25 protein-coding genes are annotated in these 26,028 nt (G+C 71.7%); 15 read left to right on the plus strand and 10 right to left on the minus strand.

Annotation, left to right across the window (positions count from 1 at the left end; translation table 11 throughout):
• The 3 genes from HNR23_RS26060 to HNR23_RS26070 form a co-directional block, all read right to left on the minus strand.
• Positions 1 to 1,121: acyl-CoA carboxylase subunit beta (locus tag HNR23_RS26060; RefSeq protein ID WP_184080932.1), on the minus strand; the 1,121-nt coding region annotated here is incomplete at its 3' end.
• Positions 1,118 to 2,878, minus strand: coding sequence for an acyclic terpene utilization AtuA family protein (locus tag HNR23_RS26065; protein ID WP_184080934.1), 1,761 nt, complete (start codon positions 2,876 to 2,878; stop codon positions 1,118 to 1,120). The genes HNR23_RS26065 and HNR23_RS26060, both read right to left, overlap by 4 nt.
• A gap of 819 nt (positions 2,879 to 3,697) precedes the next feature.
• Complete coding sequence (locus tag HNR23_RS26070) at positions 3,698 to 4,198, minus strand: Lrp/AsnC family transcriptional regulator (protein ID WP_184080936.1); 501 nt, start codon at positions 4,196 to 4,198, stop codon at positions 3,698 to 3,700.
• Between the two features lie 242 nt (positions 4,199 to 4,440).
• Between HNR23_RS26070 and HNR23_RS26075 the strand changes: the two genes are divergently transcribed.
• The 13 genes from HNR23_RS26075 (at position 4,441) to HNR23_RS26135 (ending at position 16,981) form a co-directional block, all read left to right on the plus strand.
• Positions 4,441 to 4,800, plus strand: a complete 360-nt coding sequence (locus HNR23_RS26075) for a hypothetical protein (protein WP_184080938.1) — start codon at positions 4,441 to 4,443, stop codon at positions 4,798 to 4,800.
• Positions 4,801 to 5,044: 244 nt separating this feature from the next.
• Positions 5,045 to 6,091 (plus strand): thiamine pyrophosphate-dependent dehydrogenase E1 component subunit alpha, encoded by a 1,047-nt coding sequence (locus tag HNR23_RS26080; RefSeq protein WP_184080940.1) that lies wholly within the window; start codon positions 5,045 to 5,047, stop codon positions 6,089 to 6,091.
• Positions 6,092 to 6,165: 74 nt separating this feature from the next.
• Positions 6,166 to 7,161: an alpha-ketoacid dehydrogenase subunit beta gene (locus HNR23_RS26085; protein ID WP_246422719.1), complete on the plus strand. Its 996-nt coding sequence runs from the start codon at positions 6,166 to 6,168 to the stop codon at positions 7,159 to 7,161.
• Between the two features lie 5 nt (positions 7,162 to 7,166).
• Entirely contained in the window at positions 7,167 to 7,487 is a 321-nt protein-coding gene (locus HNR23_RS26090) for a biotin/lipoyl-containing protein (protein ID WP_184080944.1), read from the plus strand.
• 206 nt (positions 7,488 to 7,693) lie between these two features.
• Positions 7,694 to 8,461 (plus strand): alpha/beta fold hydrolase, encoded by a 768-nt coding sequence (locus HNR23_RS26095; RefSeq protein ID WP_184080947.1) that lies wholly within the window; start codon positions 7,694 to 7,696, stop codon positions 8,459 to 8,461.
• Positions 8,462 to 8,784: 323 nt separating this feature from the next.
• Positions 8,785 to 9,846: a BMP family ABC transporter substrate-binding protein gene (locus tag HNR23_RS26100; protein ID WP_184080949.1), complete on the plus strand. Its 1,062-nt coding sequence runs from the start codon at positions 8,785 to 8,787 to the stop codon at positions 9,844 to 9,846.
• Positions 9,847 to 10,126: 280 nt separating this feature from the next.
• The gene (locus HNR23_RS26105; RefSeq protein ID WP_246422715.1) at positions 10,127 to 11,773 is read left to right on the plus strand and encodes an ABC transporter ATP-binding protein; all 1,647 of its coding nucleotides are present in this window, start codon (positions 10,127 to 10,129) and stop codon (positions 11,771 to 11,773) included.
• Positions 11,770 to 13,197 (plus strand): ABC transporter permease, encoded by a 1,428-nt coding sequence (locus HNR23_RS26110; protein ID WP_184080951.1) that lies wholly within the window; start codon positions 11,770 to 11,772, stop codon positions 13,195 to 13,197. The genes HNR23_RS26105 and HNR23_RS26110 overlap by 4 nt, the downstream gene beginning before the upstream one ends.
• Complete coding sequence (locus HNR23_RS26115; RefSeq protein ID WP_184080953.1) at positions 13,194 to 14,453, plus strand: ABC transporter permease; 1,260 nt, start codon at positions 13,194 to 13,196, stop codon at positions 14,451 to 14,453. Before HNR23_RS26110 ends, HNR23_RS26115 begins: the two co-directional genes overlap by 4 nt.
• Entirely contained in the window at positions 14,438 to 14,872 is a 435-nt protein-coding gene (locus HNR23_RS26120) for a cytidine deaminase (RefSeq protein ID WP_343070789.1), read from the plus strand. Before HNR23_RS26115 ends, HNR23_RS26120 begins: the two co-directional genes overlap by 16 nt.
• Before the next feature lie 19 nt (positions 14,873 to 14,891).
• Positions 14,892 to 16,163, plus strand: a complete 1,272-nt coding sequence (locus HNR23_RS26125) for a thymidine phosphorylase (protein ID WP_184080955.1) — start codon at positions 14,892 to 14,894, stop codon at positions 16,161 to 16,163.
• 63 nt (positions 16,164 to 16,226) lie between these two features.
• Positions 16,227 to 16,568, plus strand: a complete 342-nt coding sequence (locus HNR23_RS26130) for a type II toxin-antitoxin system Phd/YefM family antitoxin (RefSeq protein WP_343070790.1) — start codon at positions 16,227 to 16,229, stop codon at positions 16,566 to 16,568.
• Positions 16,565 to 16,981 (plus strand): type II toxin-antitoxin system VapC family toxin, encoded by a 417-nt coding sequence (locus HNR23_RS26135; RefSeq protein WP_184080957.1) that lies wholly within the window; start codon positions 16,565 to 16,567, stop codon positions 16,979 to 16,981. The genes HNR23_RS26130 and HNR23_RS26135 overlap by 4 nt, the downstream gene beginning before the upstream one ends.
• On the opposite strand, the gene HNR23_RS26140 is transcribed toward HNR23_RS26135, so the two are convergent.
• From HNR23_RS26140 to deoC, 6 genes are all read right to left on the minus strand, one after another.
• Positions 16,978 to 18,645 (minus strand): phospho-sugar mutase, encoded by a 1,668-nt coding sequence (locus tag HNR23_RS26140; protein ID WP_184080959.1) that lies wholly within the window; start codon positions 18,643 to 18,645, stop codon positions 16,978 to 16,980. The genes HNR23_RS26135 and HNR23_RS26140 overlap by 4 nt on opposite strands.
• A 120-nt stretch (positions 18,646 to 18,765) precedes the next feature.
• Positions 18,766 to 19,542: a purine-nucleoside phosphorylase gene (locus tag HNR23_RS26145; RefSeq protein ID WP_221308991.1), complete on the minus strand. Its 777-nt coding sequence runs from the start codon at positions 19,540 to 19,542 to the stop codon at positions 18,766 to 18,768.
• Between the two features lie 156 nt (positions 19,543 to 19,698).
• Positions 19,699 to 20,241, minus strand: coding sequence for a GNAT family N-acetyltransferase (locus HNR23_RS26150; RefSeq protein ID WP_343070792.1), 543 nt, complete (start codon positions 20,239 to 20,241; stop codon positions 19,699 to 19,701).
• A 42-nt stretch (positions 20,242 to 20,283) separates the two neighbouring features.
• Positions 20,284 to 21,147: an aldehyde dehydrogenase family protein gene (locus HNR23_RS26155; protein ID WP_184080963.1), complete on the minus strand. Its 864-nt coding sequence runs from the start codon at positions 21,145 to 21,147 to the stop codon at positions 20,284 to 20,286.
• Positions 21,140 to 22,579 carry an aldehyde dehydrogenase family protein gene (locus tag HNR23_RS26160; protein WP_184080965.1) on the minus strand — a complete coding sequence of 480 codons (1,440 nt, stop codon included), beginning with the start codon at positions 22,577 to 22,579 and terminating at the stop codon, positions 21,140 to 21,142. Before HNR23_RS26160 ends, HNR23_RS26155 begins: the two co-directional genes overlap by 8 nt.
• A gap of 11 nt (positions 22,580 to 22,590) precedes the next feature.
• Positions 22,591 to 23,586, minus strand: coding sequence for a deoxyribose-phosphate aldolase (gene deoC, locus HNR23_RS26165; protein ID WP_184080967.1), 996 nt, complete (start codon positions 23,584 to 23,586; stop codon positions 22,591 to 22,593).
• 255 nt (positions 23,587 to 23,841) lie between these two features.
• Between deoC and HNR23_RS26170 the strand changes: the two genes are divergently transcribed.
• Positions 23,842 to 24,555: a hypothetical protein gene (locus tag HNR23_RS26170; RefSeq protein WP_184080969.1), complete on the plus strand. Its 714-nt coding sequence runs from the start codon at positions 23,842 to 23,844 to the stop codon at positions 24,553 to 24,555.
• A 77-nt stretch (positions 24,556 to 24,632) separates the two neighbouring features.
• On the opposite strand, the gene HNR23_RS26175 is transcribed toward HNR23_RS26170, so the two are convergent.
• Complete coding sequence (locus HNR23_RS26175) at positions 24,633 to 25,322, minus strand: HAD family hydrolase (protein WP_184080971.1); 690 nt, start codon at positions 25,320 to 25,322, stop codon at positions 24,633 to 24,635.
• Between the two features lie 231 nt (positions 25,323 to 25,553).
• On the opposite strand from HNR23_RS26175, the gene HNR23_RS26180 reads away from it, so the two are divergent.
• Positions 25,554 to 26,018, plus strand: coding sequence for a PTS sugar transporter subunit IIA (locus HNR23_RS26180; protein WP_184080973.1), 465 nt, complete (start codon positions 25,554 to 25,556; stop codon positions 26,016 to 26,018).
• The last annotated feature ends 10 nt before the right edge of the window (positions 26,019 to 26,028 follow it).

A 26,028-nucleotide genomic window follows, 5' to 3' on the forward strand; every position in this document is an offset into this window, starting at 1 on the left:
GTAGCCGTGGTGTTGTGCAGGAAGACCAGTGGGGTGTCGGCGCGGTTGGCGAGCTGGATGAACTGGGCGGCCTTCTGCGACTCTTGGCTGAACAGCACGCCGTGGGCGTTGGCGAGCACGCCCACCGGGTAGCCGTGCAGCCGCGCCCACCCGGTGGCCAGTCCGCCGCCGTAGGCGGGCTTGAACTCGTCGAAGTCGGAGCCGTCGACGACGCGGGCGATCACCTCGCGCGGGTCGAAGGGCACGCGCAGGTCGGCGGGGACGACGCCGACCAGTTCCTCGGGGTCGTACCGGGGTTCGCGGACGGGGCCGGGTGCGGGGTCGGGCCCGGCGCGGTTGAGCCGGGCGACGATGCCGCGGCCGATGCGGATGGCGTCGTGCTCGTCGGTGGCGAGGTGGTCGCCGAGCCCGGAGACGCGGGCGTGCATGTCGGCGCCGCCCAGCGACTCGTCGTCGCTCTCCTCCCCCGTCGCCATCTTCACCAGCGGCGGTCCGCCGAGGAACACCTTGGAGCGCTCGCGGACCATGACGACGTGGTCGCTCATGCCGGGCACGTAGGCGCCCCCGGCGGTGGAGTTGCCGAAGACCAGGGCGATGGTGGGGATCCCGGCGGCGGAGAAGCGGGTGAGGTCGCGGAAGAGGCGCCCGCCGGGGATGAAGATCTCCTTCTGGCCGGGCAGGTCGGCGCCGCCGGACTCGACCAGGTTGACCAGCGGGAGCCGGTTCTGCTCGGCGATCTCCATGGCGCGCAGGGTCTTCTTGCCGGTCCACGGGTTGGAGGCGCCGCCGCGCACGGTGGGGTCGTTGGCGACGACCACGCACTCGGTGCCCTCCACCACCCCGACGCCGGTGACGACGCTGGCGCCGACGGGGTAGTCGCTGCCCCAGGCGGCGAGCGGGGACAGCTCCAGGAACGGGGAGTCGGGGTCGAGCAGCAGCTCGACGCGTTCGCGGGCGAGCAGCTTGCCGCGGGCGCGGTGGCGCTCGACGTACCGCGGGCCGCCCCCGGCCAGCGCCCGGGCGTGTTCGGCCTCGATCTCGGCGAGCTTGGCCAGCATCGCCTCGCGGTTCTCGGCGAAGCCGGGGTCGGCGGTGTCGAGCCGGGAGCGCAGCACGGTCATGGCAGGAACGCCTCCGGGATGTCCGTGCAGCGGGCGCGCAGCCACTCGCCGAGGGCTTTGGCCTGCGGGTCGGACCGGGCACCCGACCCGGCGCCGCCGCCGAGCAGCCCCTCGATCACGAAGTTGACGGCGCGCAGGCGCGGCAGCAGGTGCCGGGTGACGGTCAGCGGGGCGGTCTCGGGCAGCAGCCGCTTCAGCTCGTCGACGGTGAGGGTGTGGACGAGCCAGCGCCACTCGCCGTCGCCGCGTACCCAGACGCCGAGGTTGGCGTCGGAGCCCTTGTCGCCGCTGCGTGCCCCGGCGACGCGGCCGAGGGGGGCGCGGCGGGTGGGTCCGGGCGGCCACGGCTCGGGCGGCGGGGGTTCGGGGACGGGAACCAGGGGTCGGGTGCGGTCCGGCGGGGGCACCCCGACGTGCGTGCCGTCGGGCAGGACGGCGGTGTGCGGGACGGCGGGGGCCGGGCGGTGGACGGCGGTGAAGCGCACCCCGTCGGGGCGGGCGTCGGCGGGCGGCGCGGTCGCGTGGAAGCCGGGGAAGCTCGCCAGCGCGAGTTCGACGACGGCGGCGCCGAAGCCGCGCCCGACCTTGCCCGGATCGGGGTCGACGGCCTCGACGTGCAGGCGGACGGCGGCCGCGTCCTGGACCGGGGCGTCGAGCTCCGCCGGTCCGCCTCCGCGGTCCGGGTACCCGCGGACGACGGAGGCGCGGTGGAACTCCAGACGCTCGGGTTCGCGGCCCCGCAGCGCGGCGCGGATCTGCCGTTCGGCCAGCTCGGCCTTGGCGTCGAGGTCGAGGCCGGTGAGCACGAGCGTCATGTCGTTGCGGAACCCGCCGATGGAGTTGAGTCCGACCTTGAGGTCGGGCGGCGGGGCCTCGCCGCGCACCCCGGAGACCCGGACCCGGTCCGGACCCTCCTGGGTGAGGTCGACGGTGTCGAGCCGCGCGGTGACGTCGGGGCCGGGATAGCGCGCCCCGGCGACCTCGTAGACGAGCTGGGCGGTGACGGTCCCGGTGGTGACCGCTCCCCCGGTGCCCTCGTGCTTGGTGATGACGGCGGAGCCGTCGGCGTGGACCTCGGCGATGGGGAAGCCGGGGTGGGCCAGGTCGTGCCCGGCCGCGGCCAGCTCGGTGAAGAAGGCGTAGTTGCCGCCGGTGGCCTGGGCACCGCACTCGATGATGTGGCCGGCGACGACCGCTCCGGCGAGTGCGTCGTAGTCGTCGCGCGCCCAGCCGAAGTGCGCGGCGGCGGGCCCGGCGGTGAGGGCGGCGTCGGTGACGCGGCCGGTGACGACGATGTCGGCCCCGGCGTTCAGGGCCTCGGCGATGCCCCAGGCTCCGAGGTAGGCGTTGGCGGTCAGCGGATCCCCGAGGCCGAGTTCGGCGGTGCGCGGCATCAGGTCGTCGCCCTCGACGTGGGCGACGCGGACATCGGCGCCCAGCCGCGCGGCCAGCTCCCGGAGCCGGCCGGCGAGCCCGGCAGGGTTGAGCCCGCCGGCGTTGGCCACCACGGTCACGCCCCGGTCGGCGGCCAGACCGAGGCACTCCTCCATCTGCCGCAGGAACGTCCGCGCGTACCCGCGCCCGGGGTCCTTCAGCCGGTCGCGGCCGAGGATGAGCATGGTGAGTTCGGCCAGGTAGTCGCCGGTGAGAACGTCCAGCGGACCGCCCTCCAGCATCTCGCGCACCGCGGAGAAGCGGTCCCCGTAGAACCCGGAGGCATTCCCGACGCGCAGCGGCGTCGCGGGCGTCACGCTCATGAGGACGAGGGTCGCACCCGCCGGGAAGAAAAACAAGCACGGATGATTGTTTTTCTCTCATGCCGCGGCACTGAGAGGAACACCCCGCGGGCTGGGTGAGGGCGGTCTCGGGTGCTCGATCGCCACCGACCGCACCGGCCGCGGCGTCCGCAGGGATGCGCCGTTCGGAAAATCTCCACATGGCCACATGAGGACAAGAAATCAACTTGACGCCGCTACTGACGCCACACCTATTATCAACGATTGCCACATCCACCCCGCAAGGAAGAGCTGAGCAGAATCTTGAGACTACGTAAAACTATCGCTGCGGTAGCGTCGATAGCAGTCACTATGAGCCTCACAACGGTCCTCACGGCAACTCCCGCGTCTGCCGCTACATGCAACGTGGTGAGATCGCAGGACGGAAGGTCGGCGTCCTCAAGATGCTTCCCACAACCCACCGACAGGAAGACCCATCAGCGAATCAAGGTCACATGCACGGCCATGGGAGGGAGCTACACTGGTACTGGCCCCTGGAGAAAGATCGGCGGCGGGACCTCGTCGTACACCTGCCCCAAGAACTCCGGCGTCACCCGGGCGTGGGTCGGGTTTAAGTGGGATAAGTAGCTGGCCATCCCCGAATCCGCCCCCTGAACACAAGAAATAGACTGCCCCAGTATTTCTCTTCACCCCAGAACACGAAGGTGTCTAGAGGCCAGCAGCCAAGCATTCCCAAAAAATCCGAAAGCGCCTTCTCGAACTGCCGATGATTCGATTTTCGAACCCCCTGGCGCCAGCACGAGAAGGCGCTGTCAGATTTTCTGAAACAACGCCGGCCCACTATTCACGAGGCCGCACAACGGGCCGGTGCACGACCTCGTCGATGACGGTGAGGGTCTGGGTGGCGGTGACGCCCGGCAGGGCCTGGAGGCGGGTGAGGATCAGGTCGCGGAGCCGGTTGGTGTCGGCGACGCGGACGAGGAGGACGATGTCGGCCGAGCCCACGACGTACCAGCAGTACTCGATCTCCGGGTAGGACGACAGGATCTCGCGGTTGGCCCGCCAGTCGGGCTGGCTGCCGGAGATCAGGATCAGGGCGGTGACGCCCAGGCCCATCTTGGAGTGGTCGGTGACGACCGAGTAGCCGCGGATCACGCCGTCGTCGGTCAGGCGCTTGATCCGGTTGTAGGCGGTGGCCCGGGACACGTTCGCCATCGCGGCCACCTCGGTGATGCCGGTCCGGGCGTCGCGCGCGAGTGCGCTGATGATGGTCTCATCGGTGGCGTCGGGGAGCCGGGCGGCCCTGCTGCGCCGCGTACGCTCACGCTCCTCATCGGCCATAGGCGTACTCCTCGGTGTGGGCGGTCGGTGGCGGGGTCGGGACGAAAGGGCGCGGGGCGGCTCCGTCGCGATTGCCCCCTCATTATCAAGATATGACCTGCGTTTTGACCAGCCATATCGGGTGACGACCGCGGTGCGGCGCCCGGAGGGGTGGCCCCGCGGCCGCGAATCGGGCAGTCTTGGCAGTGATCGGAGACCTCGCCCTCTTCGGCCACGGCCGCACGCCAAGGAGGATGGTGGCGATGCCGGTGTCGACAGCCGTCCGCGACCGCGCGCGAGGCTTCCTGCCCGCGGGCACCGAGATCCGGTACATCTTCCCGGCCTCCTGGAACGAGTCGGCGTTCTTCCTCTTCGTGGTGACCGACTCGGCCATCACCGTGCTGGCCAACCGGTTCTGGAGCCGGTCGCGGCCGAAGAACATCTGGCACGTGTTCCCCCGCGGCGTCCGCATCGGGCCGGTGCGCACCCACCTCATCCCGACGTTCGACCTCGGCGGACACACCTTCGAGGTGGACGAGGAGTACGTCCCGGTGATCAACGCCTGCGACGCCGAGCTGTCGGAGGGCGACGCCCTGCCTCCCGACCCGCTCCCGGACCTGTAGGCCTCTGCCCGAGGACAGCCACTCCGACACGATCGCGGCGATTTGTTGCGGTGTGTCTTTTTCGCCACGCCGCACCCCTCAGATTTAGACGTCTGCGACGAGAACAAGGTACTTCGTCCGCATCTGTTTCGATCTCAGCGGAGAATCTAGCGCATCTGTCCATCCTGTGCCGAGAATCATGTCAGGGACTCCTCCCGCCACGGACACCGTCCACGAACACCCGGTCACAGGAGAGCCGCCTGACATGCAGACCCACGCGTCACCCCCCGGGGACACCCCCGCCGCGGCCGTCGACGACCTCCCACCCGAGGTGTCGCGCGCGATCTACCGCGACATGCTCACCGCCCGGCTGCTCGACACCGAGGCCATCGCCCTGCAGCGCCAGGGCGTCTTCCCGGCGTACGTGTCCCTGCGCGGCCAGGAGGCCGCCCAGGTCGGCAGCGCCACGGCGCTGGACCGCGAGCGCGACTTCGCCTTCCCCACCTACCGGGAGATGGGCGTCGCCCTCACCCTCGGCGTCGACATGGTCGGCTACATGGCCAGCCACCGCGCCCTGTGGCACGGCGGCCTGTACGACCCCGTCGCCTCCCGGCTGTCCTCCTTCAACGCCGTCGTCGGCGGCCCGGTCCCGCACGCCGTGGGCTGGGCACTCGGGGAGCGGCTGGGCGACAGGACGGGCTGCGCGATCGCCTACTTCGGCGACGGCGCCAGCTCCGAGGGCGACATCCACGAGGCGATGAACTTCGCCGGGGTGTTCAGGACGCCGGTCGTCTTCTTCTGCCAGAACAACCGCTGGGCGCTGTCGGTCCCCAACGAGCGCCAGATCGCCGGCGGGTCGGTGGCCGCCCGCGCCGCCGGGTACGGGATGCCCGGCGTCACCGTCGACGGCAACGACGTCGCCGCCGTCCACACCGCCACCCGCGAGGCCCTGGAGCGCGCCCGCTCCGGCGGGGGCCCCACCCTCATCGAGGCGCTGACCTACCGGGTCGAACCGCACTCCACCTCCGACGACCCCACCCGCTACCGCGACCGCGAGGAGGAGCGCGCCTGGCGCGACCTCGACCCGCTGCCCCGTCTGCGCGCACGGCTGGAGGCGGGCGGGCACGCCGACGCCGCCTTCTTCACGGAGGCCGAGACCGCGGCCCGCGCCGAGGCCGAGCGGATCCGCGACGGCGTGAGCACCGCACCGGCCCCCTCCGGCGAGGACCTGTTCACCCACGTCTACCGCGAGCCCACCGAGGAACTGGCACGCCAGCAGCGCGTCTGGCGCGAGGAGGTCGCCGAGCTGTGATCGAGCTGAGCGTCGAAGGCACGCAGTCCCCATCCCCGCGCACCGCCGCCGGAGCGGCGCCCGTCGAGCTGTCCATGCAGCAGGCGATCAACCGCGCGCTGCGCCGCCTGCTGAGCGAGGACCCCGCCACCCTGGTGTTCGGTGAGGACGTGGGCCGCCTGGGCGGCGTCTTCCGGGTCACCGACGGCCTGCAGCGCGACTTCGGCGAGAAGCGGGTCTTCGACACCCCCATCGCCGAGTCCGGCATCATCGGGCTCGCCGTCGGCCTGGCCATGAACGGCTACCGGCCCATCCCCGAGATCCAGTTCGACGGGTTCGCCTACCCCGCCGTCGACCAGATCGTGAACCAGATGGCGCGGATGAACTACCGCTCCCGCGGCGCCGCGCCCATGCCGATCACCCTGCGGCTGCCGAGCTTCGGCGGCATCCAGGCGCCCGAGCACCACGGCGAGAGCCTGGAGGCCCTGTTCGCGCACGTGCCCGGGCTGAAGGTGGTCGCGCCGTCCGACCCGGCCGACGCCTACCGCACGCTGCTGCAGGCGGTGCGCTGCGACGACCCGGTGATCTACATGGAGCCCAAGGCCCGCTACTGGGACCGGCGCCCGGTGGTGCTGCCCGAGCCGGCCGACGGGCCGGACGGCGCCGAGGCCGCCGACGGCTTCGACCCGATCGGGACCAGCCGCGTGGTGCGCCCCGGACGGCACGCCACGCTGGTCGCCTGGGGCGCGATGGTGCACCGTTGCCTACAGGTGGCCGAACTGGCCGCCGAGGACGGCGTCGAGCTGGAGGTGCTGGACCTGCGCTGGCTCAAGCCCATCGACGCCGACGGCCTGGCCGCCTCGGTCGCGCGCACCACGCGGGCCGTGGTCGTGCACGAGGCCCCGCTCACCGCCGGCCTGGGCGCGGAGGTGTCCGCGCTCATCACCGAGCGGGCCTTCCGGGACCTGGCGGCGCCGGTGCAGCGGGTCACCGGCTTCGACGTGCCCTACCCGGCGGGTCCGCTGGAGCCGCAGTACCTGCCCACGATCGACCGCATCCTGCTCGCGGTGCAACGGACCCTGGAGTTCTGACGACGATGGCCGAACAGACGTTCACACTGCCCGACCTCGGCGAGGGGCTTGTCGAGGCCACCGTGCTGGAGTGGCTCGTGGAGCCCGGGCAGCGGGTCGAGCGCAACGATCCGCTGGTGGAGCTGGAGACCACCAAGTCGGCGGTGGAGATCCCCTCGCCGCACAGCGGCGTGATCGCGCGCCTGCACGGTGCGGAGGGCGACGTCATCCAGGTGGGCGAACCGCTGGTGACGTTCGAGGTGGAGCAGGCCGCCGGGATCGTCGGCACGGTCCCGGCCGCCGAGGAGAAGCCGGCGCGCCGCGTACGCCTGCGGCCGCCGTCCTGACCCTCCTCCGAGCGCCGTGCGCAGAGCGCGTGCGGGCGGACGCGGGATGCGCGGGCGATGCCAGGCGCCTTGCGCATCCCGCTTTGTCGACGAGCACGAGAGAAGCCCCCGGCCCGGCGCCCCGCCATTTCGGCGCAAACCACCGGGCCGCATATGCCGGGGGTCCGATAAATGGCCGGAACTCCGGGCGGAAAGTGGATTCCCAGATGTATGCGACTCTCACCGGTGACGTTACTCTGCGTTATGTCAATGTCGATCCGGGTGCCGGCGCCGGATCCGGCGACCGCCCGCCGGTGCTGCTGGTGCACGGGTTCGGGTCGAGCTACGAGATGAACTGGGAGCGCACCGGGTGGCCGACGGCACTCACCGGCGCAGGACTCCGGTTCATCGGCCCCGACCTGCGCGGACACGGCGGCAGCGACAAGCCGCACGATCCGGACGCCTACCTGCCCGAGGTGTTCGCCGCCGACATGGAGCGGTTGCTGGACACGCTCGGCCTGCCCCGGGTGGACATCGTCTCCTACTCGATGGGGTCCCGCCTGGCCTGGGAGTTCGCCCTCACCCGCCCGGAGCGGGTGCGGCGCGCGGTGCTCGGCGGGTTCGGCCCGCGCAACGCCTTCGAGGGCACCGACCTCGACTCCCTGGAGACCGATACCAGCCGCTTCGGCGACGTGTTCCGCACGGTCGCGGCCCTCCCCGGGACCGACGCCGCCGCACTGGCGGCCTGCGTCCGCGGCCAGGCCGCCCGCCCGTTCACCCCCGACCCCGCACCCGCCGGACCCGCGCTGCTGTTCGTGGCCGGGGAGAACGACGTCATGGCCGAGGGGGTCGAGGACCTGGCCGGGCGTTCCGGCGCCGCCGGGGTGGTCCGGGTACCCCGGCGCGACCACGCCAATGCCGTGTCGGCCAGGGCGTTCAAGACCGCGGCGGTGGAGTTCCTCATCCGGGAGGCCGCGGCCGGCCCGACCGCCTGACACCACGATCGCGGAGCGTAGTCGCACACCTCCACTCCGACGCGGAATTCCACGGGCTCCGATAATACGGAATTTGGACTTTCATCCAAGGAGATCGTTTCACTCGGACCAGCGTTTCACACAAGGTATTACCAGAGGTCAGACGTAGGATTGACCAAGAAAACCGTGACCTTCATAACGTCCGTGTCACTCTGCTCTCGCCTTTATAACAACCCATCTCAACCGATTGGTGGCTATTCCTCCAACAGCTATCGTCCGGCTGCAGAACCCGGCGAGTCCGCCTGAGACAGGGACGGTGTCCGGGCCGATTCGGGAGGAAACACGTGAGACGAAGCTTCGCCGCCAAGGGTGCGGCCGTCGCGGCCGCCGCAACGCTGGGCCTGGCCATGACGGCATGCGAGAACGCGGGAGACGGTAACGGCGGCGACACCGCGGACGGCGACACCGATCTGCGCATCGGACTCGCCTACGACATCGGCGGCAAGGGTGACAAGTCGTTCAACGACTCCGCCTTCCGCGGGCTGGAGCGTGTCAAGGACGATCTCGGTATCGAGAACGTCAGGGACTTCGAGCCCAAGGACGGCGAGGCCGACTCCGACAAGGAGGAGCGGCTCAAGCTCATGGCGACCGAGGGCTATGACGTCATCATCGCCGTCGGCTTCGCCTACGAGGAGCCGCTGAAGAAGGTCGCGCCGGAGTTCCCGGATGTCGACTTCGCCATCATCGACTCCCGCATCGAGGAGGACGGCCTCGACAACATCACCAGCCTGGTGTTCGCCGAGGAGCAGGCCTCCTTCCTGGCCGGAGCGGCCGCCGCGCTGAAGAGCGAGGACGACCACATCGGCTTCGTCGGTGGTATGGAACTTCCCCTGATCAAGAAGTTCGAAGCCGGCTATGTGGCGGGGGCCAAGGAGATCAACGACGACATCGATATCGACATCTCCTACCTCAGCCAGCCGCCGGACGACTCCGGCTTCAACGACCCCGCACGCGGCGAGTCCACCGCCAAGGGGCAGTTCGACAAGGGAGCCGACGTCATCTTCCACGCGGCCGGCGCCTCCGGCACGGGTGTACTCAAGTCCGCCGCAGCAGAGGAGAAGCTCTTCATCGGCGTCGACAGCGACCAGTACGAAAGCGCTCCCGACGACCAGAAGCCCTACGTCGTGACGTCGGCGCTCAAGCAGGTCGACCACGCCGTGTTCGAGTACGTCAAGGCCATCGTCGACGGCGACCCGCAGTCGGGCGTCCAGGAGTTCGACCTCTCCGACGGCGGCGTGGACTACACGACCTCCAACGCCGAGCAGATCGACGACATCAAGGACCGGCTCGACGAGCTGAAGCAGAAGATCATCGACGGCGAGATCGAGGTCCCGACGACGCCGTAGGGCGCGTCCGGAACACCCCGCCACATCGCGGCACCGGGTCTCAGCACGCATCTCACCGCTGGCCCGGTGCCGCGCCGCATCGACCACCGCACCGGCCTCCGGACCGCCGGGGCGCAGCACCGCACGCAGCGCCCGGCCTCCCGCACACCACCACATCCACCGCACTCACCGCCCCGCCCCCGCCGCGTCTCGCACCCGCGGCCGGCGCTCCTCCCCGGAGCCAGCAGGGACAGGGCGGCCAGGGCCCCACCGCGGCGGCCCACAGCCACGAGGAGAGGTATTGAGCAGTTCCCCATCGACGGTCGGGGCCGCACCGCCCCCCGCCGTCGAGCTGCGCGGGATCACCAAACGGTTTCCCGGCGTCGTGGCCAACCACGACATCGATATCACCGTCCGCTCCGGGACCGTCCACGCGATCGTGGGCGAGAACGGCGCCGGCAAGTCGACCCTGATGAAGACCCTCTACGGCATGCACCGGCCCGATGAGGGAACGATCGCGATCCACGGCACCGAGGTCCGGCTGCACTCGCCGTCCCACGCCATCGGCCACGGCATCGGCATGGTGCACCAGCACTTCATGCTCGCCGACAACCTCACCGTGCTGGAGAACGTCGTCCTGGGCGCGGAGGGCCGCCACGGCATCGGTGCCAAAGCCCGCGCCGCGATCCGCGAGCTGTCCCGGCAGTACGGGCTGGGTGTCGAGCCCGACCGGCTGATGGAGGAACTGGGCGTCGGCGACCGCCAGCGGGTGGAGATCCTCAAGGTGCTCTACCGGGGCGCCCGGACGATCATCCTCGACGAGCCGACCGCCGTCCTGGTCCCCCAGGAGGTCGACGAGCTCTTCGCCAACCTGCGCGAGCTGAAGCGCGAGGGCCTGACGGTCATCTTCATCTCGCACAAGCTGGACGAAGTGCTGTCCGTCGCCGACGAGATCACCGTGATCCGGCGCGGCACCACGGTCGCCTCCGTCGACCCCGCCGCGACCACGGCACGTGAGCTGGCCACCCTCATGGTCGGCGGCGAGCTGCCCGTCCCCGAGCTGCGCGAGTCCACGGTCACCGACCGCACCATGCTGGAGATCGACGGGCTGACCGTGCTGTCCCCCGACGGGCGGCCGGTCGTCGACGACATCTCCCTGCGGATCCGGTGCGGCGAGATCGTCGGCATCGCCGGTGTCGAGGGCAACGGGCAGTCCGAGCTCATCGAGGCGGTCATGGGCCTGCGCCGCGCCGAGCACGGCCGCATCCGGCTCGACGGCGCCGACATCACCGGCGCCGGCACGCTCGCCATCCGCGAGTCGGGCGTCGGCTACATCCCCGAGGACCGGCACCGGCACGGCATCCTGCTGGAGTCGCCGCTGTGGGAGAACCGCATCCTCGGCCACCAGCGGCAGCGGCCCAACGCCAAGGGCATGCTGATCGACCGGGCGGGGGCGCGCGCCGACACCCAGCGCATCGTCGCCGAGTACGACGTGCGCACGCCCGACATCGACGTCCACGCCGAGGCGCTGAGCGGCGGCAACCAGCAGAAGCTGATCATCGGCCGGGAGATGAGCAACTCCCCCAAGGTGCTCATCGCCGCCCACCCCACGCGGGGCGTGGACGTCGGCGCGCAGTCGGCGATCTGGGCGCAGCTGCGCCGGGCGCGCGCCGAGGGGCTGGCGGTGCTGCTGATCTCGGCCGACCTGGACGAGCTCATCGGCATGTCGGACACCCTGCACGTGATCCTGCGCGGCCGCCTGGTCGCCGAGGCCGACCCGCACACGGTCACCCCCGAGCAGCTCGGCTCGGCCATGACGGGTGCCGGGCTGCACGGCGCAGACACCGACCACGAGGGAGACGGCACCGGGTCGCCGGAACCGTCCGACAGCCCGGATGAACCGGACCGCCCGGACACGTCGAGCGGGGAAGGCGGCAAGAGCTCATGAGACCCACCCTCCCCATCCCGGCCGGGGTGGCGCTGGCGGCGCTGATCGGCGTCGGCGTCACGTTCCTGGCCGACGTCGTCCTCCTCGCACCGGCGGCCCTGGCCGTCGGCGTCGCCCTCGCGTTCGGCGCGGTGATGCTGCTGATCGGGTCGGGCACCCCCGACGCGACCTCAGCGGTGCACCGCACCCTGGTCACCCCCATCGCGCTGGTGCTGTCCGTGGTGACGGGCCTGCTGTCCGCCGCCGTCCTCGACTGGTGGCTGATCGAACCGGCCGCCTACGCGCTCGGCGCGCTGGCCGGAGCGCTGGCGGCGTTCGGCCTCTACCGGCGGCTGTCGACGACGCTCGCGCTGGCCTTCGGTGCGGTGGGCGCGGCCGGTGTGCTCGCCCTGCTGGTCACCGCCGTGGTGCTGTGGGCCAGCGGGGTGGACGCCTTCCACGCGTTCTCCCGGATGGTCGAGTTCGGCACCCGGCCCGACAGCCTGGTGACGATCGTCAACAACGGCACCACCTTCTACCTGTCCGCGGTCGCCGTCGCCATCGGCTTCAAGATGCGGCTGTTCAACATCGGCGTCGACGGCCAGTACCGGCTGGCGGCGCTGCTCGCGGCGGCCGTCGGCGGCGCGGTCGTGCTGCCGCCGGTGATCCACCAGGCGGTGATCATCTTCGTCGCGGTGTGCGTCGGCGGGTTCTGGGCCGGGATCGCCGGCTACCTCAAGGTGACCCGGGGCGTCTCCGAGGTGATCTCGACGATCATGCTCAACGCCATCGCCACCGGTATCACCGCCTATCTGCTCAACACCGACCGGCTGGCGGTGCGGATCAGTGAGAACAACATCGGAACCCAGCCGATCCCCGAGTCGGGGTGGGTGCCGGGCATCCCCGCCGACTTCATGGGGTCGCAGCGGCCCATCTTCGGGCTGACGCTGCTGGCCATCGCCGTGGGCATCGGGTTCTGGTTCATGCTCAACCGCACCCGGTTCGGCTTCGAGCTGCGGGCCACCGGGCAGTCCGGGACCGCGGCGCAGGCCAGCGGCGTCGACGTCAAGCGCATGGTGTTCATCTCCATGGTGATCTCCGGGATGGTGGCCGGGCTGGTCGGCATGCCGCAGCTGCTGGGCCAGTCGCACTACTACGCGCTGGACTTCCCGGTGGGCCTCGGGTTCACCGGCATCGCGATCGCCCTGCTGGGCCGCAACCATCCCGTCGGCATCGCGTTCGCCGCGCTGTTCTGGGCGTTCCTGGACCAGTCGGCGCAGATCCTCGACATCGACGGCATCCCCAAGGAGATCGCCGTGGTGACCCAGGCGACCATCGTGCTCACGGTCGTCGTGGTCTACGAGGTCGTGCACCGCTGGGGTCGCCGCTACGAGCAGCAGCAGGTCGGCAAGGAACTCGCCCGGACGGAGGTGGCGTCGTCATGAGCCAGGAAATGACCGTGGCGACACCGGAGACGGCGCCGCCGCCCGCCCGCCCCTCGGGGCGGCTGCGCTGGCGGATCGTCGGGCTGGTCGCGGCGGTGTTCGTGGCGCTGTCCGGAGTCCGGTTCATCACCGGCCAGCCCATGCTCACCGACATCGGCACGATCCAGACGACCCTGGCGTTCGCCGTTCCGATCGGTCTGGCGGGCCTGGGCGGCCTGTGGGCGGAGCGCGCCGGGATCATCAACATCGGCCTCGAAGGCATGATGATCCTGGGCACCTGGTTCTCCGCCTACTTCGCGTGGAGCATGGACAGCCCGTGGGCCGGGCTGGTCGCCGGCATCGTCGGCGGCATGCTCGGCGGGCTGCTGCACGCCGTGGCGACCGTGACGTTCGCCGTCGACCACATCGTGTCGGGCGTGGCGATCAACATCCTCGCGCTGGGCGCGATGCGCTACCTGTCGATCCTGTTCTACGAGGACGTGCCGGGCGCCGGCGCCGCGCAGTCGCCGCAGCTCCCGTCCTTCCCGGACGTGGGACTGCCGTTCGTCGCCGACCTGCTCGCGCCGGTGCGCGCCACCGGCTGGTTCCTCGTCTCCGACCTGGCCTCGCTCGTCGCGGGGCTGACCACCGGGATGTCGGCGGTCACGCTGCTGGCCATCCTGCTGGTGCCGGGGACGTTCTGGGCGCTGTTCCGGACCAGGTTCGGGCTGCGGCTGCGCTCCTGCGGGGAGAACCCCGACGCGGCGGAGTCGCTGGGCGTCCCGGTGTACACCTACAAGTACATCGCCGTCATCATCTCCGGCGGGTTCGCCGGAATGGGCGGGGTGTTCCTCGCGATGGTCGCCTCCTCCATCTACCAGGAGGGGCAGACCGGCGGGCGCGGATACATCGGCCTGGCCGCGATGATCTTCGGCAACTGGCGGCCGGGCGGCCTGGCGATGGGCGCGACGCTCTTCGGCTACACCGACGCGCTGCAGGTGCGCGGCGGCGGCGCCGCGGTCCACGCGCTGCTGCTGCTCATCGCGATCGGGCTGGTCGCGGTCGCGGTGTGGCAGTGGCGCCGCGGGGCGCGCCGGACCGCGATCGCGGCGGGCGTCGCCTCCGTGCTGCTGCTGGCGTGGTACCTGCTGACCGACACGCTCCCCGGCGAGCTGGTGACCTACAGCCCGCACATCGCCACCCTGCTGGTGCTGGCGCTGGCGGCGCAGCGGCTGCGGGCGCCGGCCGCGATCGGCAGGCAGTGGCGGCGATCGTGACCGCCGCCGACCAGGGCGGCCTGCGCCCGGAATCCGTCGACTGGCCGCGGCTTCGCGCCGCGGCCGGTTCGGCCATGCGCCGCGCCTACGCCCCCTACTCCCGGTACCCGGTGGGGGCGGCGGCGCTGGCCGACGACGGGCGAACCGTCACCGGCTGCAACGTCGAGAACGCCTCCTACGGGCTGACGCTGTGCGCCGAGTGCGGCCTGGTGTCGGCCCTGCACGCCACCGGCGGCGGCCGGCTCACCGCCTTCACCTGTGTGGACGGCGAGGAGCGGCTGCTGATGCCGTGCGGCCGGTGCCGCCAGCTGCTCTACGAGCACGGCGGCCCCGGCCTCCTGCTCGACACCCCGGAGGGGGTCCTGCGCATGGACGACGTGCTCCCGCAGGCGTTCGGCCCCCACGACCTCGAACGCTGACCCTGGAAGAGAGGACGCCATGGACGTCATCGACATCATCGTCACCAAGCGCGACGGCGGTGAACTGCAGCCGGGGCAGATCGACTGGGTGATCGACGCCTACACGCGCGGGGCCATCGCCGAGGAGCAGATGGCGGCGCTGAACATGGCGATCGTGTGGCGCGGCATGACGCGCGCCGAGGTGAGTAGGTGGACCGCGGCGATGCTGGGCTCCGGCGACCGGCTGGACTTCTCCGACCTGCCGCGGCCCACCACCGACAAGCACTCCACCGGCGGGGTCGGCGACAAGATCACGCTGCCGCTCACGCCCGCGGTCGCCGCGTGCGGCGCCGCCGTGCCGCAGCTGTCCGGCCGCGGGCTCGGGCACACCGGCGGCACCCTGGACAAGCTGGAGTCGATCCCCGGGTGGCGGGCCGAGCTGTCCCCCGCCGAGATGCGCCGCTCGCTCACCGATGTCGGCGGGGTGATCTGCGCGGCGGGCGCCGGCCTGGCCCCGGCCGACCGGAAGCTCTATGCGCTGCGCGACGTCACCGGGACCGTCGAGTCCATCCCGCTGATCGCCGGCTCCATCATGTCCAAGAAACTCGCGGAGGGCACGGGCTCGCTGGTGCTCGACGTCAAGGTCGGCTCCGGCGCGTTCATGAAGGACACCGAATCGGCCCGGGAGCTCGCCCGGACCATGGTCGACATCGGCAATGACAACGGTGTCCGCACGGTCGCCCTGCTCACCGCGATGGACGCGCCGCTGGGCCGGCAGGTCGGCAACGCCCTGGAGGTCGCCGAGGCCCTGGAGGTCCTGGCCGGCGGCGGCCCGGACGACGTCGTCGAACTCACCGTGAGGCTGGGCCGCGAGATGCTCGCGGCCGCCGGCCTGCCCGGTGCCAAGGACCCCGCCGACGCCCTGCGCGACGGGTCGGCCATGGACGCCTGGCGCCGGATGATCCGCGCCCAGGGCGGCGACCCCGACGCCCCGCTCCCGGTGGCCGCCGAACGCCGGGAGATCCTGGCCCCGGCCTCGGGCACCCTCACCCGGCTCGACGCCCACGCGGTCGGCATGGCCGCCTGGCGCCTGGGTGCCGGCCGCGCCCGCAAGGAGGACCCGGTGTCCCCGGGCGCGGGTGTCACCCTCCACGCCGAACCCGGCGACCATGTCCGCGTGGGTCGGCCCCTGTTCACCCTGCACACCGACGACCCCGCCCGCTTCGACCGCGCCGCCGAATCCCTCACCGACGCCGTCACCCTGGACGGCGAGGACACCCGCCTCCCCCTGGTCATCGACCGGATCGGCTGATGTCGGGGGCCGATCTCAGCGACCCGCTTTCCGGGCGGTGGCACGGGTGGCACGCTATGTCACGTGGAGACACAGTCACCGAGTCCAGGTGAGAGTCCGCGTGAGATTTCCCAGCGCGACCTGCGCCAGCGATCCGCCGAAATCATGGATGCGGTCGAACAGGGCCAGCGGTTCTCTGTCACAAGGAACGGTCAGCACATCGGCAATCTGACACCGGCCCGCCAGCGCCGTACCTACATCACACGCGCAGAGTTCGCAGCCATAGCGAAGAAGATTCCAGATACGGAATACGGAGATCTTCGCGGCGAAATCGACCAGTACATCGACTCTGACCCCTTCTACGACCCGTACGACAGGGCCCACCGCCGGGGGGAATTCACCGAGGAAGAAGAAGCGGCAGGATGACGCACCCCATCGGACTCATCGACACCAACGTTGTCGTGCTGTGGGGTGCGGTCAATGCCGACGAGCTTCCCGAACGGGTCACGATCTCCTCGATCACCCTTGCCGAGCTCTCCATCGGCCCCATGATCACCTCATCCCCAAGCCAAATGGCCAAACGCCTCAGCATCCTGCAGTGGGCCGAGTCGGCGTTTGATCCGATTCCGTTCGACAGTGACGCCGCGCGAGAGTATGGGGCGGTTTGGGCGGCCACACGGCCAGCCGGACGCGACCCGCGGCGCCGGATCGCGGATCTGCTCATCGCGTGCATCGCGATCTCTCACCGGGTTCCCCTGTACACGGTCAATCCGAAGGATTTCCGCGGACTGGAGCACCTTCTCACCATTGAAGCCGTGACCCACCCCGACAAGAACTAGGCGTTCTCGGAGACCTGCGGGAACAGACGCCGGACCGCTTGCCTCAGCTCCCCGATGCGGGCGTCGGCCTTGACGCGGGTGTCGGCGGGCTCGCCCTCCACGGGGAGGATGACCTCCAGGTAGGCCTTGAGCTTGGGTTCGGTGCCCGAGGGGCGCAGGGTGACGCGGGCGCGGGCCGGGCCGCCGAGGCGGTAGCGCAGGGCGTCGGTGGGCGGCAGGCCGTCGCGGCCCTCGGCGAAGTCCTCGACCTCCTCGACCTCCAGGGTGCCGAAGGCGCGCGGGGGTTCGGCGCGCAAGCGGCGCATGGTGGACGTCAGCAGGGACAGGTCGCTCACCCGCACCGCGACCTGGGCGGTGCGGTGCAGGCCGTAGCGGCGGGCCTGGTCGTCGAGCAGGTCGAGGAGGGTGCGGCCGCCGTCGCGCTTGGCCTCGGCGGCCATCGCGGCCACGGCCAGGGCCGCGCCGATGCCGTCCTTGTCCGCCACCGGCCGGGAGCTGTCCCCGCCCAGGCAGTAGCCCAGCGCCTCCTCGTAGCAGAAGACGTTGCGCTCCCCGGGGCCGCCCGCGCGGGCCAGCCACTTGAAGCCGGTCAGCGTCTCCTCGCAGCGCACCCCGTAGTCCGCGGCGATCTTGGGCAGCAGCCCGGCCGACACGATCGTGGTGGCCACCACCCGGTCGTGCCCCTCGGTGTGCCGCAGGGTGTACTCGGCCAGCAGCCCGCCGACCTCGTCGCCGGTGAGCAGCCCGTGCCCCGGGATCGCCACCGCGACCCGGTCGGCGTCGGGGTCGTTGGCGATGACGAGGTCGCTGCCGTGGGCGCGGCCGGCGGCCAGGGCGAGGTCCATGGCGCCCGGCTCCTCGGGGTTGGGGAACTCCACGGTCGGGAAGTCCGGGTCGGGGTCCGCCTGCTCCAGCACGAGGCCCGGCGCCGGGAAGCCGACCCGCTCGAACGCCGTCACCAGGGTCGACGCCCCGACCCCGTGCAGGGGTGTGTAGGTGACGGACACGTCCCGGTCCGAGCCGAGCGGCAGCGCGCCGACGGCGTCCAGGTACCGGTCGACGATCTCCTCGTCGACGACGGTCCAGCCGCCGCCGAGCTTGAGCTCGTCGACGGGGCCGACGGCGTCGATCGCGGCGGAGATCTCGGCGTCGGCCGGAGCGACGATCTGGCTGCCGGCGTCCGGCCCCTCGCCGCCGACGTAGACCTTGTAGCCGTTGTCCTGCGGCGGGTTGTGGCTGGCCGTCACCATGATCCCGGCGTCGGCCCCCAGCGCGCGCACCGCGTAGGCCAGGACGGGGGTGGGCAGCGGCCGGGGCAGTACCAGGGCGGTGCACCCGGCCCCGGTGAGCACGGCCGCGGTGTCCTCGGCGAAGTCGGCGGAGCGGTGGCGGGCGTCGTAGCCGATGACCGCGCACCGGCCCGCCCCCAGCCACCGGGCCACCCCGGCGGCGGCGCGCATGACGGTGACCCTGTTCATCCGGTTCGGCCCGGCGCCCAGCGCACCGCGCAGCCCGGCCGTGCCGAACTCCAGCCGGGCGCCGAAGCGGTCGGCCAGGGCGGCCTCGTCGCCGGCGTCGAGGATGGCCTTCAGCTCGTCGCGGGTCTGCGGGTCGGGGTCCTGTTGCAGCCAGGCCTCGGCCTGCTCACGGTGCGATGCGCCCATGGTCTCCACGTCCTTCCGAACGACCCGCCCTTTCCTCGATGATCTCGGGGGTATCGACCTCATACTCGCCGGTATTCGGTCGATATCCCCGCGATCAACGGGGGGAGGGGTCGGCCAGGGTCAGAGCTTGTCGGTGACGGCCGCGAGGAGTGCGCCGACGTCGCCGGCGGAGCGGCGTCCGGCGGCCAGCACCTCCTGGTGGTCGAGGTCGGCGCCCTCCAGTCCCGCGGCGATGTTGGTGACCAGGGAGATCCCCAGAACCTCGGCCCCCAGCTCACGGGCGGCGATCGCCTCCAGGACGGTGGACATGCCCACCAGGTCGGCGCCCAGGGAGCGGAGCATCCGGATCTCGGCCGGGGTCTCGAAGTGCGGGCCGGGCATGGCCGCGTACACGCCCTCGCTCAGCGACGGCTCCGCCTCCTTGGCCAGGTCGCGCAGCCGCGCGCTGTAGGTCCGGGAGAGGTCGACGAAGGTCGCACCGGTGAGCGGGCTGCGGGTGGTGAGGTTGAGGTGGTCGGCGATGAGCACGGGGGTGCCGACCCCGACCTTCGGATCGAGCGACCCGGCGGCGTTGGTCAGGATGACCGTGGAGGCGCCCGCCGCGACCGCGGTGCGCACGCCGTGCGCCACGGCGTCGGGGCCGTGGCCCTCGTACAGGTGGGTGCGGCCGAGGAAGACCAGCAGCTTCTTGTCGCCGCGGGCGACGCTGCGGACGGTGCCGCTGTGCCCCTGGACGGCGGGCGGCAGGAAGCCGGGCAGGTCGACGGAGGGGAACTCGTCGTCGGCGTCGCCGAGCAGGTCGGCGGCGGGGGCCCAGCCCGAGCCCATGACGAGCGCGGCGTCGTAGGCCGTGACGCCGGTCCGCGAGCGCAGCTCCTCGGCTGCCTTCTGGGCCATCTGCTTGGGGTCGGTACTCACTGCTGTTTCTCCTCACGGTCACAGTGGTAGGCGGAAGGGCCCACGGGGCGATCTTTTCCCGTCGCCGCCCGTTGGGGCAATGCCGAACCGCCCAGGGGGGTGGAACCTTTTGTCATCTGGAGAACTGCGGATACGTCAGTGGATGGGGCGGCGCATGACCTGCTGCGGTCCCGCGTCGCCGCCGAGATAGCGCCGCCCGGTCCGTTCGAAGCCTCCGGCGAGGTAGGAGCGGATGGCGGGGGGATTGTCCTCGTTCACGGTCAGCAGGATCTCGCGGGCGTCGGGGGCGACCGCCCGCGCAAGCGGGTCGAGGGCGGCGCAGGCGGCGCGGCCGATGCCCCGGCCCTGCCATTCGGGGGCGAGGTAGAACGCCCGCAGCAGCAGGGCCCGCCCCGGGGCGTCGGTGAGCTCGGCGAGGATCCCGCGCCGGTCGAGGATGCCGAACCCGACCGGTCGTCCGGTGTGCAGCACGGCGAAGGGGGTGCGGTGGGGATCGGCGTCGGCGCGCGGCAGCGCCTCCACGGCGTCGCGCGCGAAGCGGCGCTGCCCCGGGGCGAGCCGCATCTTGAGCACGGCCGCGCGCGCCCGCCGCACCGCGGGTGTGTCCTCGTCGAGGCGGAGCAGCGCGACGTCGGCGCCGCTCGCCGCGGCCGCCGGTTCGGCTGTCCGTCGATCCACCACCGCTGTCTCCCGCTTCGTCGTCGGGCCGGTCGGCTCCGGTCAGATCCCGACCGGGTGCCAGACCGTCTTGATCTCCAGGAAGGGCTTGAGTCGGCCGATGCCGGGGTCCGCCAGCCAGTCGGTGCCGTCGGTGGGCCGCAGCACCCGCTTGAGGGTGGTGGCGGCGCTCGACTCCAGCTCGGCCGCGAGGTCGCCGGCGCCGGTCAGGTCGAGGGCGTTGACGTCGGCGTGGGCGGCCAGCGGCGGGGCGAGCTCGGCGGTGCGGCCGGTGAGGATGTTGACCACGCCGCCGGGCAGGTCGGAGGTGGCCAGTGCCTCGGCCAGGGACACGGCCGGCAGCGGGGCGCGTTCACTGGCCACGACCACGGCGGTGTTGCCGGTCGCGATGACCGGCGCGATGACCGACACCAGGCCGAGGAGCGGCGCGTCCTGGGGCGCGATGACGGCGACGACACCGGTGGGCTCGGGGGCCGACTGGTTGGAGTACGGCCCGGAGACGGGGTTGGTGCCGCCGATGACCTGCTGGAACTTGTCGGCCCACCCGGCGTGGTAGACCCAGCGGTCGATGGCGGCCGACACCAGTGTCTCGGCCTTGGCCCGGCCGACCCCGTCGGCGGCGATGATGTCGGCGGCGAACTGGGCGCGGCGGCCCTCCATCATCTCCGCGACGCGGTAGAGGATCTGTCCCCTGTTGTAGGCGGTCCGCCCGGACCAGCCGCCGAACGCCGCGCGCGCAGCGACGACGGCGTCGCGGGCGTCCTTGCGGGAGGCCATGCTCGCGTTGCCGAGGTGGTCGCCCTGTGCCGAGGTCACCGCATAGCTCCTGCCCGATTCCGAACGGGGGAACGCCCCGCCGACGTAGAGCTTGTAGGTCTTGCGAACCGCGAGGCGCTGTTCAGACAAGGTAACCCTCCAGTCCGTGGCGTCCGCCCTCCCGGCCGTAGCCGGATTCCTTGTAGCCGCCGAACGGGCTCGTCGGGTCGAACTTGTTGAACGTGTTGGACCACACCACTCCGGCGCGCAGGCGTTCCACGGTCCAGAGCATGCGCGACCCCTTCTCGGTCCACACACCGGCGGACAGGCCGTAGGGGGTGTTGTTGGCCTTGGTCACGGCCTCGTCCGGGGTGCGGAAGGTCAGCACGGACAGCACCGGTCCGAAGATCTCCTCGCGTGCGATCCGGTGCGCCTGGGTGACGCCGGTGAAGACGGTGGGCCTGAACCAGTAGCCGCGTTCGGGCAGCTCGCAGGCGGGGGACCAGCGTTCGGCGCCTTCGTCGGCACCGGCCCGGGCCAGGTCGGTGATCCGGGCGAGCTGGTCGGCGGAGTTGATGGCGCCGATGTCGGTGTTCTTGTCCAGCGGGTCACCGAGCCGCAGCCGCTCGACGCGCGCCTTGAGCCGCTCCAGCAGCTCCTCGGCGATGGATTCCTGCACCAGCAGCCGCGAGCCCGCGCAGCACACGTGCCCCTGGTTGAAGAAGATGCCGGTGACGATGCCCTCGACCGCCTGGTCCAGGGCGGCGTCGTCGTAGACGATGTTGGCGCCCTTGCCGCCGAGCTCCAGGCCCAGCTTCTTGCCGGTCCCGGCGACGGCGCGGGCGATCTCCCGGCCCACGGCGGTGGACCCGGTGAAGGCGACCTTGTCGGCCCCGGGGTGGGCGACCAGGTGGCGGCCGGTCTCACCGGCTCCGGTGACGATGTTGACGACGCCGGGCGGCAGCTCCGCCTCCTGGCAGATCTCCGCGAAGACCAGGGCGGACAGCGGGGTGGTCTCGGCCGGTTTGAGCACCACCGTGTTGCCCGCGGCCAGCGCGGGGGCGATCTTCCAGGCCAGCATCAGCAGGGGGAAGTTCCACGGGATGACCTGTGCGGCCACGCCGAGCGGCCGCGGATCGGGGCCGACACCGGCGTAGGCGAGCTTGTCGGCCCACCCCGCGTGGTAGAAGAAGTGCGCGGCGACCAGCGGCAGGTCGACGTCGCGGGTCTCCTTGATCGGCTTGCCGTTGTCCAGCGTCTCCAGCACCGCCAGCTCGCGGGAGCGCTCCTGCAGGATGCGGGCGATGCGGAAGAGGTACTTGCCGCGCTCGGCGCCGGGCATCGGCCCCCACACCGTCTCGAAGGCGCGCCGGGCCGCCGCCATGGCGCGGTCGACGTCGGCGTCACCGCACACGGCGACCTCGGCCAGCGGCTCCTCGTCGGCCGGGTTGACGGTGGCCAGGTACTCGCCGGTCTGGGCGGGAGCGAACTCGCCGTCGATGAACGGCTCGTAGGTCGACCGCAGCGAGACGACGGCGCGCGACTCGGGCGCCGGGGCGTAGGAAAGGATCTGCTCTGCCACTGCTCGGCCTCTCAGTCCAGCGTGTAGTAGTCGGGGCCGGGGTAGCTGCCGGTGGTCAGCTTGGTGCGCTGCATCAGCAGGTCGTTGAGCAGGCTGGAGGCCCCGAGGCGGAAGTGGTCCGGGTCCAGCCACGCCGCGCCGGCGACCTCGTTGACCAGGACGAGGTTGCGGATGGCGTCCTTGGTGGTGCGGATGCCGCCGGCCGGTTTGACGCCGACGCGGTGCCCGGTGGCCGCGTGGTGGTCGCGGACCGCCTCCAGCATGATCAGGGTGACCGGCAGGGTGGCGGCGGGCGCGATCTTGCCGGTCGAGGTCTTGATGAAGTCGGCCCCGGCGTGGATCGCCAGCCAGGAGGCGCGCCGCACGTTGTCGTAGGTGGCCAGCTCGCCGGTCTCCAGGATGACCTTGAGGTGGGCGCCGCCGCAGGCCTCCTTGACGGCGGCGATCTCCTCGACGACCTTGCGGTAGTCGCCGGCGAGGAACGCACCGCGGTCGATCACCATGTCGATCTCGGTGGCGCCGTCGGCGACCGCCTGGCGGGTGTCGGCGAGCTTGGCTTCCAGCGGTGCCCGTCCGGCCGGGAACGCCGTCGCGACCGAGGCCACTCCCACGCCCGTCCCGGCGAGCGCATCGACGGCCACCGCGACCAGGTCGGGGTAGACGCACACGGCCGCGGCACTCGGGGCGGTCGGGTCGGCGGGATCGGGCCGCACCGCCTTCGCGCTCAGCGCGCGCACCTTGCCGGGGGTGTCGGCGCCCTCCAGCGTCGTCAGGTCGACCATGCGGATCGCCAGGTCGATCGCCTGGGCCTTGGCGGTGGTCTTGATCGAACGCGTGGACAGGTCGGCGGCGCGGGCCCGCGCGCCCACCTCGTCCACACCGGGGAGTCCATGCAGATACGCGCGCAGCGACGCGTTGGACGCCGCCGTGTCGGGCGCGGAGGCCAATACGGAGTCGGGCACAGGGCACCTTCGTGGTGTCGGAGATTCGACGGTGATCCAGGTCATGCGATGTCGATCGGACGACATCGTACCCATCTGACGCATGATTCACCGACATGCACTGACTCGTGACCTGAAACCAGGACACTTCGTAGAGGGGCACGAACCACCCGCCCGGACTCTGGAGGTCCCTCCAATGCCGCGCACCCTGCTGCCGGGAAGGGCGGCTAGCCTGGGAGGGCCGGGGCCGGACCCGCACCGCGACGTCCCCCACCGGCGACGACACCGACCACCAGACGGCGCAGCCGAGCGAGGGGACCGATGGCCGAGTTCCGGATCACGTCGGACGACGACGGGATCGACCTGCGCCGTCTGGCCGCCGCACTGGTCGAGTCCCAGGGCTGGCCGCGCGACCAGGTGAGCATCTGGGAGAACCGCGGGTCCGGAGGCGTCGTCGTCACCGTGGACGACGCGCTGCTGGCCACCGGCGAGCCCGACCCGCTGACCCTGCCCCGGCACACCCGCAGTGACGTGCACCGGGCCTGTGAACTGCTGCGTCACCGCGACCCCTCCCTGCGGGGGGTGGACTTCCCCGGCCTGCGCGACGAGGCCGCCCGGTTCTTCGCCGCGGGCTGGTCGATCGCCGACCTGCTGCACGCCCTCAGCCACCGCCACGACGGCGCCCCGTGGCCGCGCGGCGAGGGCTACCAGGGAATCGAGTGGCTGGAACACCGGCTCCGCAGCTGGAAGACGCCGACCGGCGACATCCGCCCCTCGGTCTCCCAGGAAGCCGCCCAGCTGCGGATCGTGGGCCGCGCCGGGCTTCCCGAGGACATCGGGATGCCCGGGGAGCAGCCCGCGGCCCGCCGCACGGCCACACCGGAGGCGGCCCGCGCCGCGGCCGACGACGCCCGCCGCCTGATGCGCGCGGGCACCCGCACCACCAGCGACGCGCTGGGCCACCGCGAGCGGACGGCCGCGCACATCAACCGTCCCAAGGGGACGCAGGCACCGGGCGGCGACGACTGGGGGTAGGGCGTGTTCCGCGGATCACGCCCCGACGGCGCCGAGGACCGCCCCGCCGGGAGCCGCAGGGCGACGTCGAACGACGTCTAGAAGATCTCCGTCAAGCGGCCGATGGGGCTGACGGTGTGGAACCGGTCGTGGTTCGCGGGCAGTTCGTCCTGTTCCAGCGTCCAGGTCATCGGATGGGGGACGAATACCGCGCCCATGCCGGCCTTGAGCGCCGGCAGGATGTCGGACTTCGGGGAGTTGCCGATCATCCAGGTGGCGGCGCGGTCCAGTCCTTCGGCCGCGGCGAAGTCGTCGTAGGCCCGCCGGTCCTTCTCCGGCACGATCCCGATCCCGGCGAACAGCGGTGCCAGGCCCGACTCCTCGATCTTGCGGCGCTGCATCCCCTCGTGGCCCTTGGTGAGCAGGAACAGCCGGTGGCGGCCGACCAGGGCGTGCAGGGTCTCCTCGACACCGGCGATGAGCTCCAGTCGGCGGTCCGTGATGATCTCGCGGAAGGACCGCAGGACCTCGCGGTCGGCGTCGGTCACCGGGGCCTCGGGCCGAAGCCGCTCCAGGCACTCCACCAGGCTCTGTTCGAAGACGGCGGCCCCGTAGCCGTGGGCGGCGGAGTTGTCGCGTTCGATGTCGTCCAGGATCCGGCGCACCTCGTCCGGGGACAGCGTGGGATGATCGAGGTAGTCGACGAATGCGTCCGTCGCCCGCACGAAGAAGAGCGTCTCCTCCCACAAGGTGTCATCAGCGTCGAAGATCAGGTCGCAGGGTCCCATGTTCCGCCTTCCGTCCGTCACGCGCCGGCCCGACGACAACGCCGCCCCGCGTGCAGCGGGCGGCGCCGAATGGCACGACGCTATCGGCCGCGCCGCGGAGAATCCGGACGAACCCGACCACGACATAGGAGAGTGGCTTACGTTACATTCGGGCGTCCGCGGCATAGCGTTGAACCGGGACCCCCTGCCGCGCGCACGCGCCGTACCGGGACTCGTCATCAGGAGGTGTCCATGACGGAACCGCCGCTCTCCCGGCTGCTGCCGGTCGAGGCCATCATGACCACGGTCCACGTCGCCGACTGGCGGGGCGCCATCCGCACGTCGGGCGAGCTCCTCGTGGCCACCGGCGTCACCACCGAGGACTACGTACGCCAGATGCTGGAGGCCGTCGACGAGTACGGCCCCTACATCGTCATCACCCCCGGCCTGGCGCTGGCCCACGCCCGCCCCTCCCCCGCGGTCCTGCGCACCGGCCTGTCCTGGGCCGGGCTCGCCTCCCCGGTGAAGTTCGGCCACCCCCAGAACGACCCCGTCCACCTGGTCATCGGTCTCGCGGCCGTCGACCACGACGCACACTCCTCGGCGCTGTCCCGGCTCGCACGGATCCTCGCCGACCGCGACCGGCAGGAGAAGCTGCGCGGCTCCGAGCGGCCCGAGCAGGTGCACGCCCTCATCGCCGAGTACGAGGAGTCCTGAGAGAGGAGTC

The organism is Nocardiopsis mwathae (assembly GCF_014201195.1).
In the GTDB taxonomy this organism is placed as follows: domain Bacteria; phylum Actinomycetota; class Actinomycetes; order Streptosporangiales; family Streptosporangiaceae; genus Nocardiopsis_C; species Nocardiopsis_C mwathae.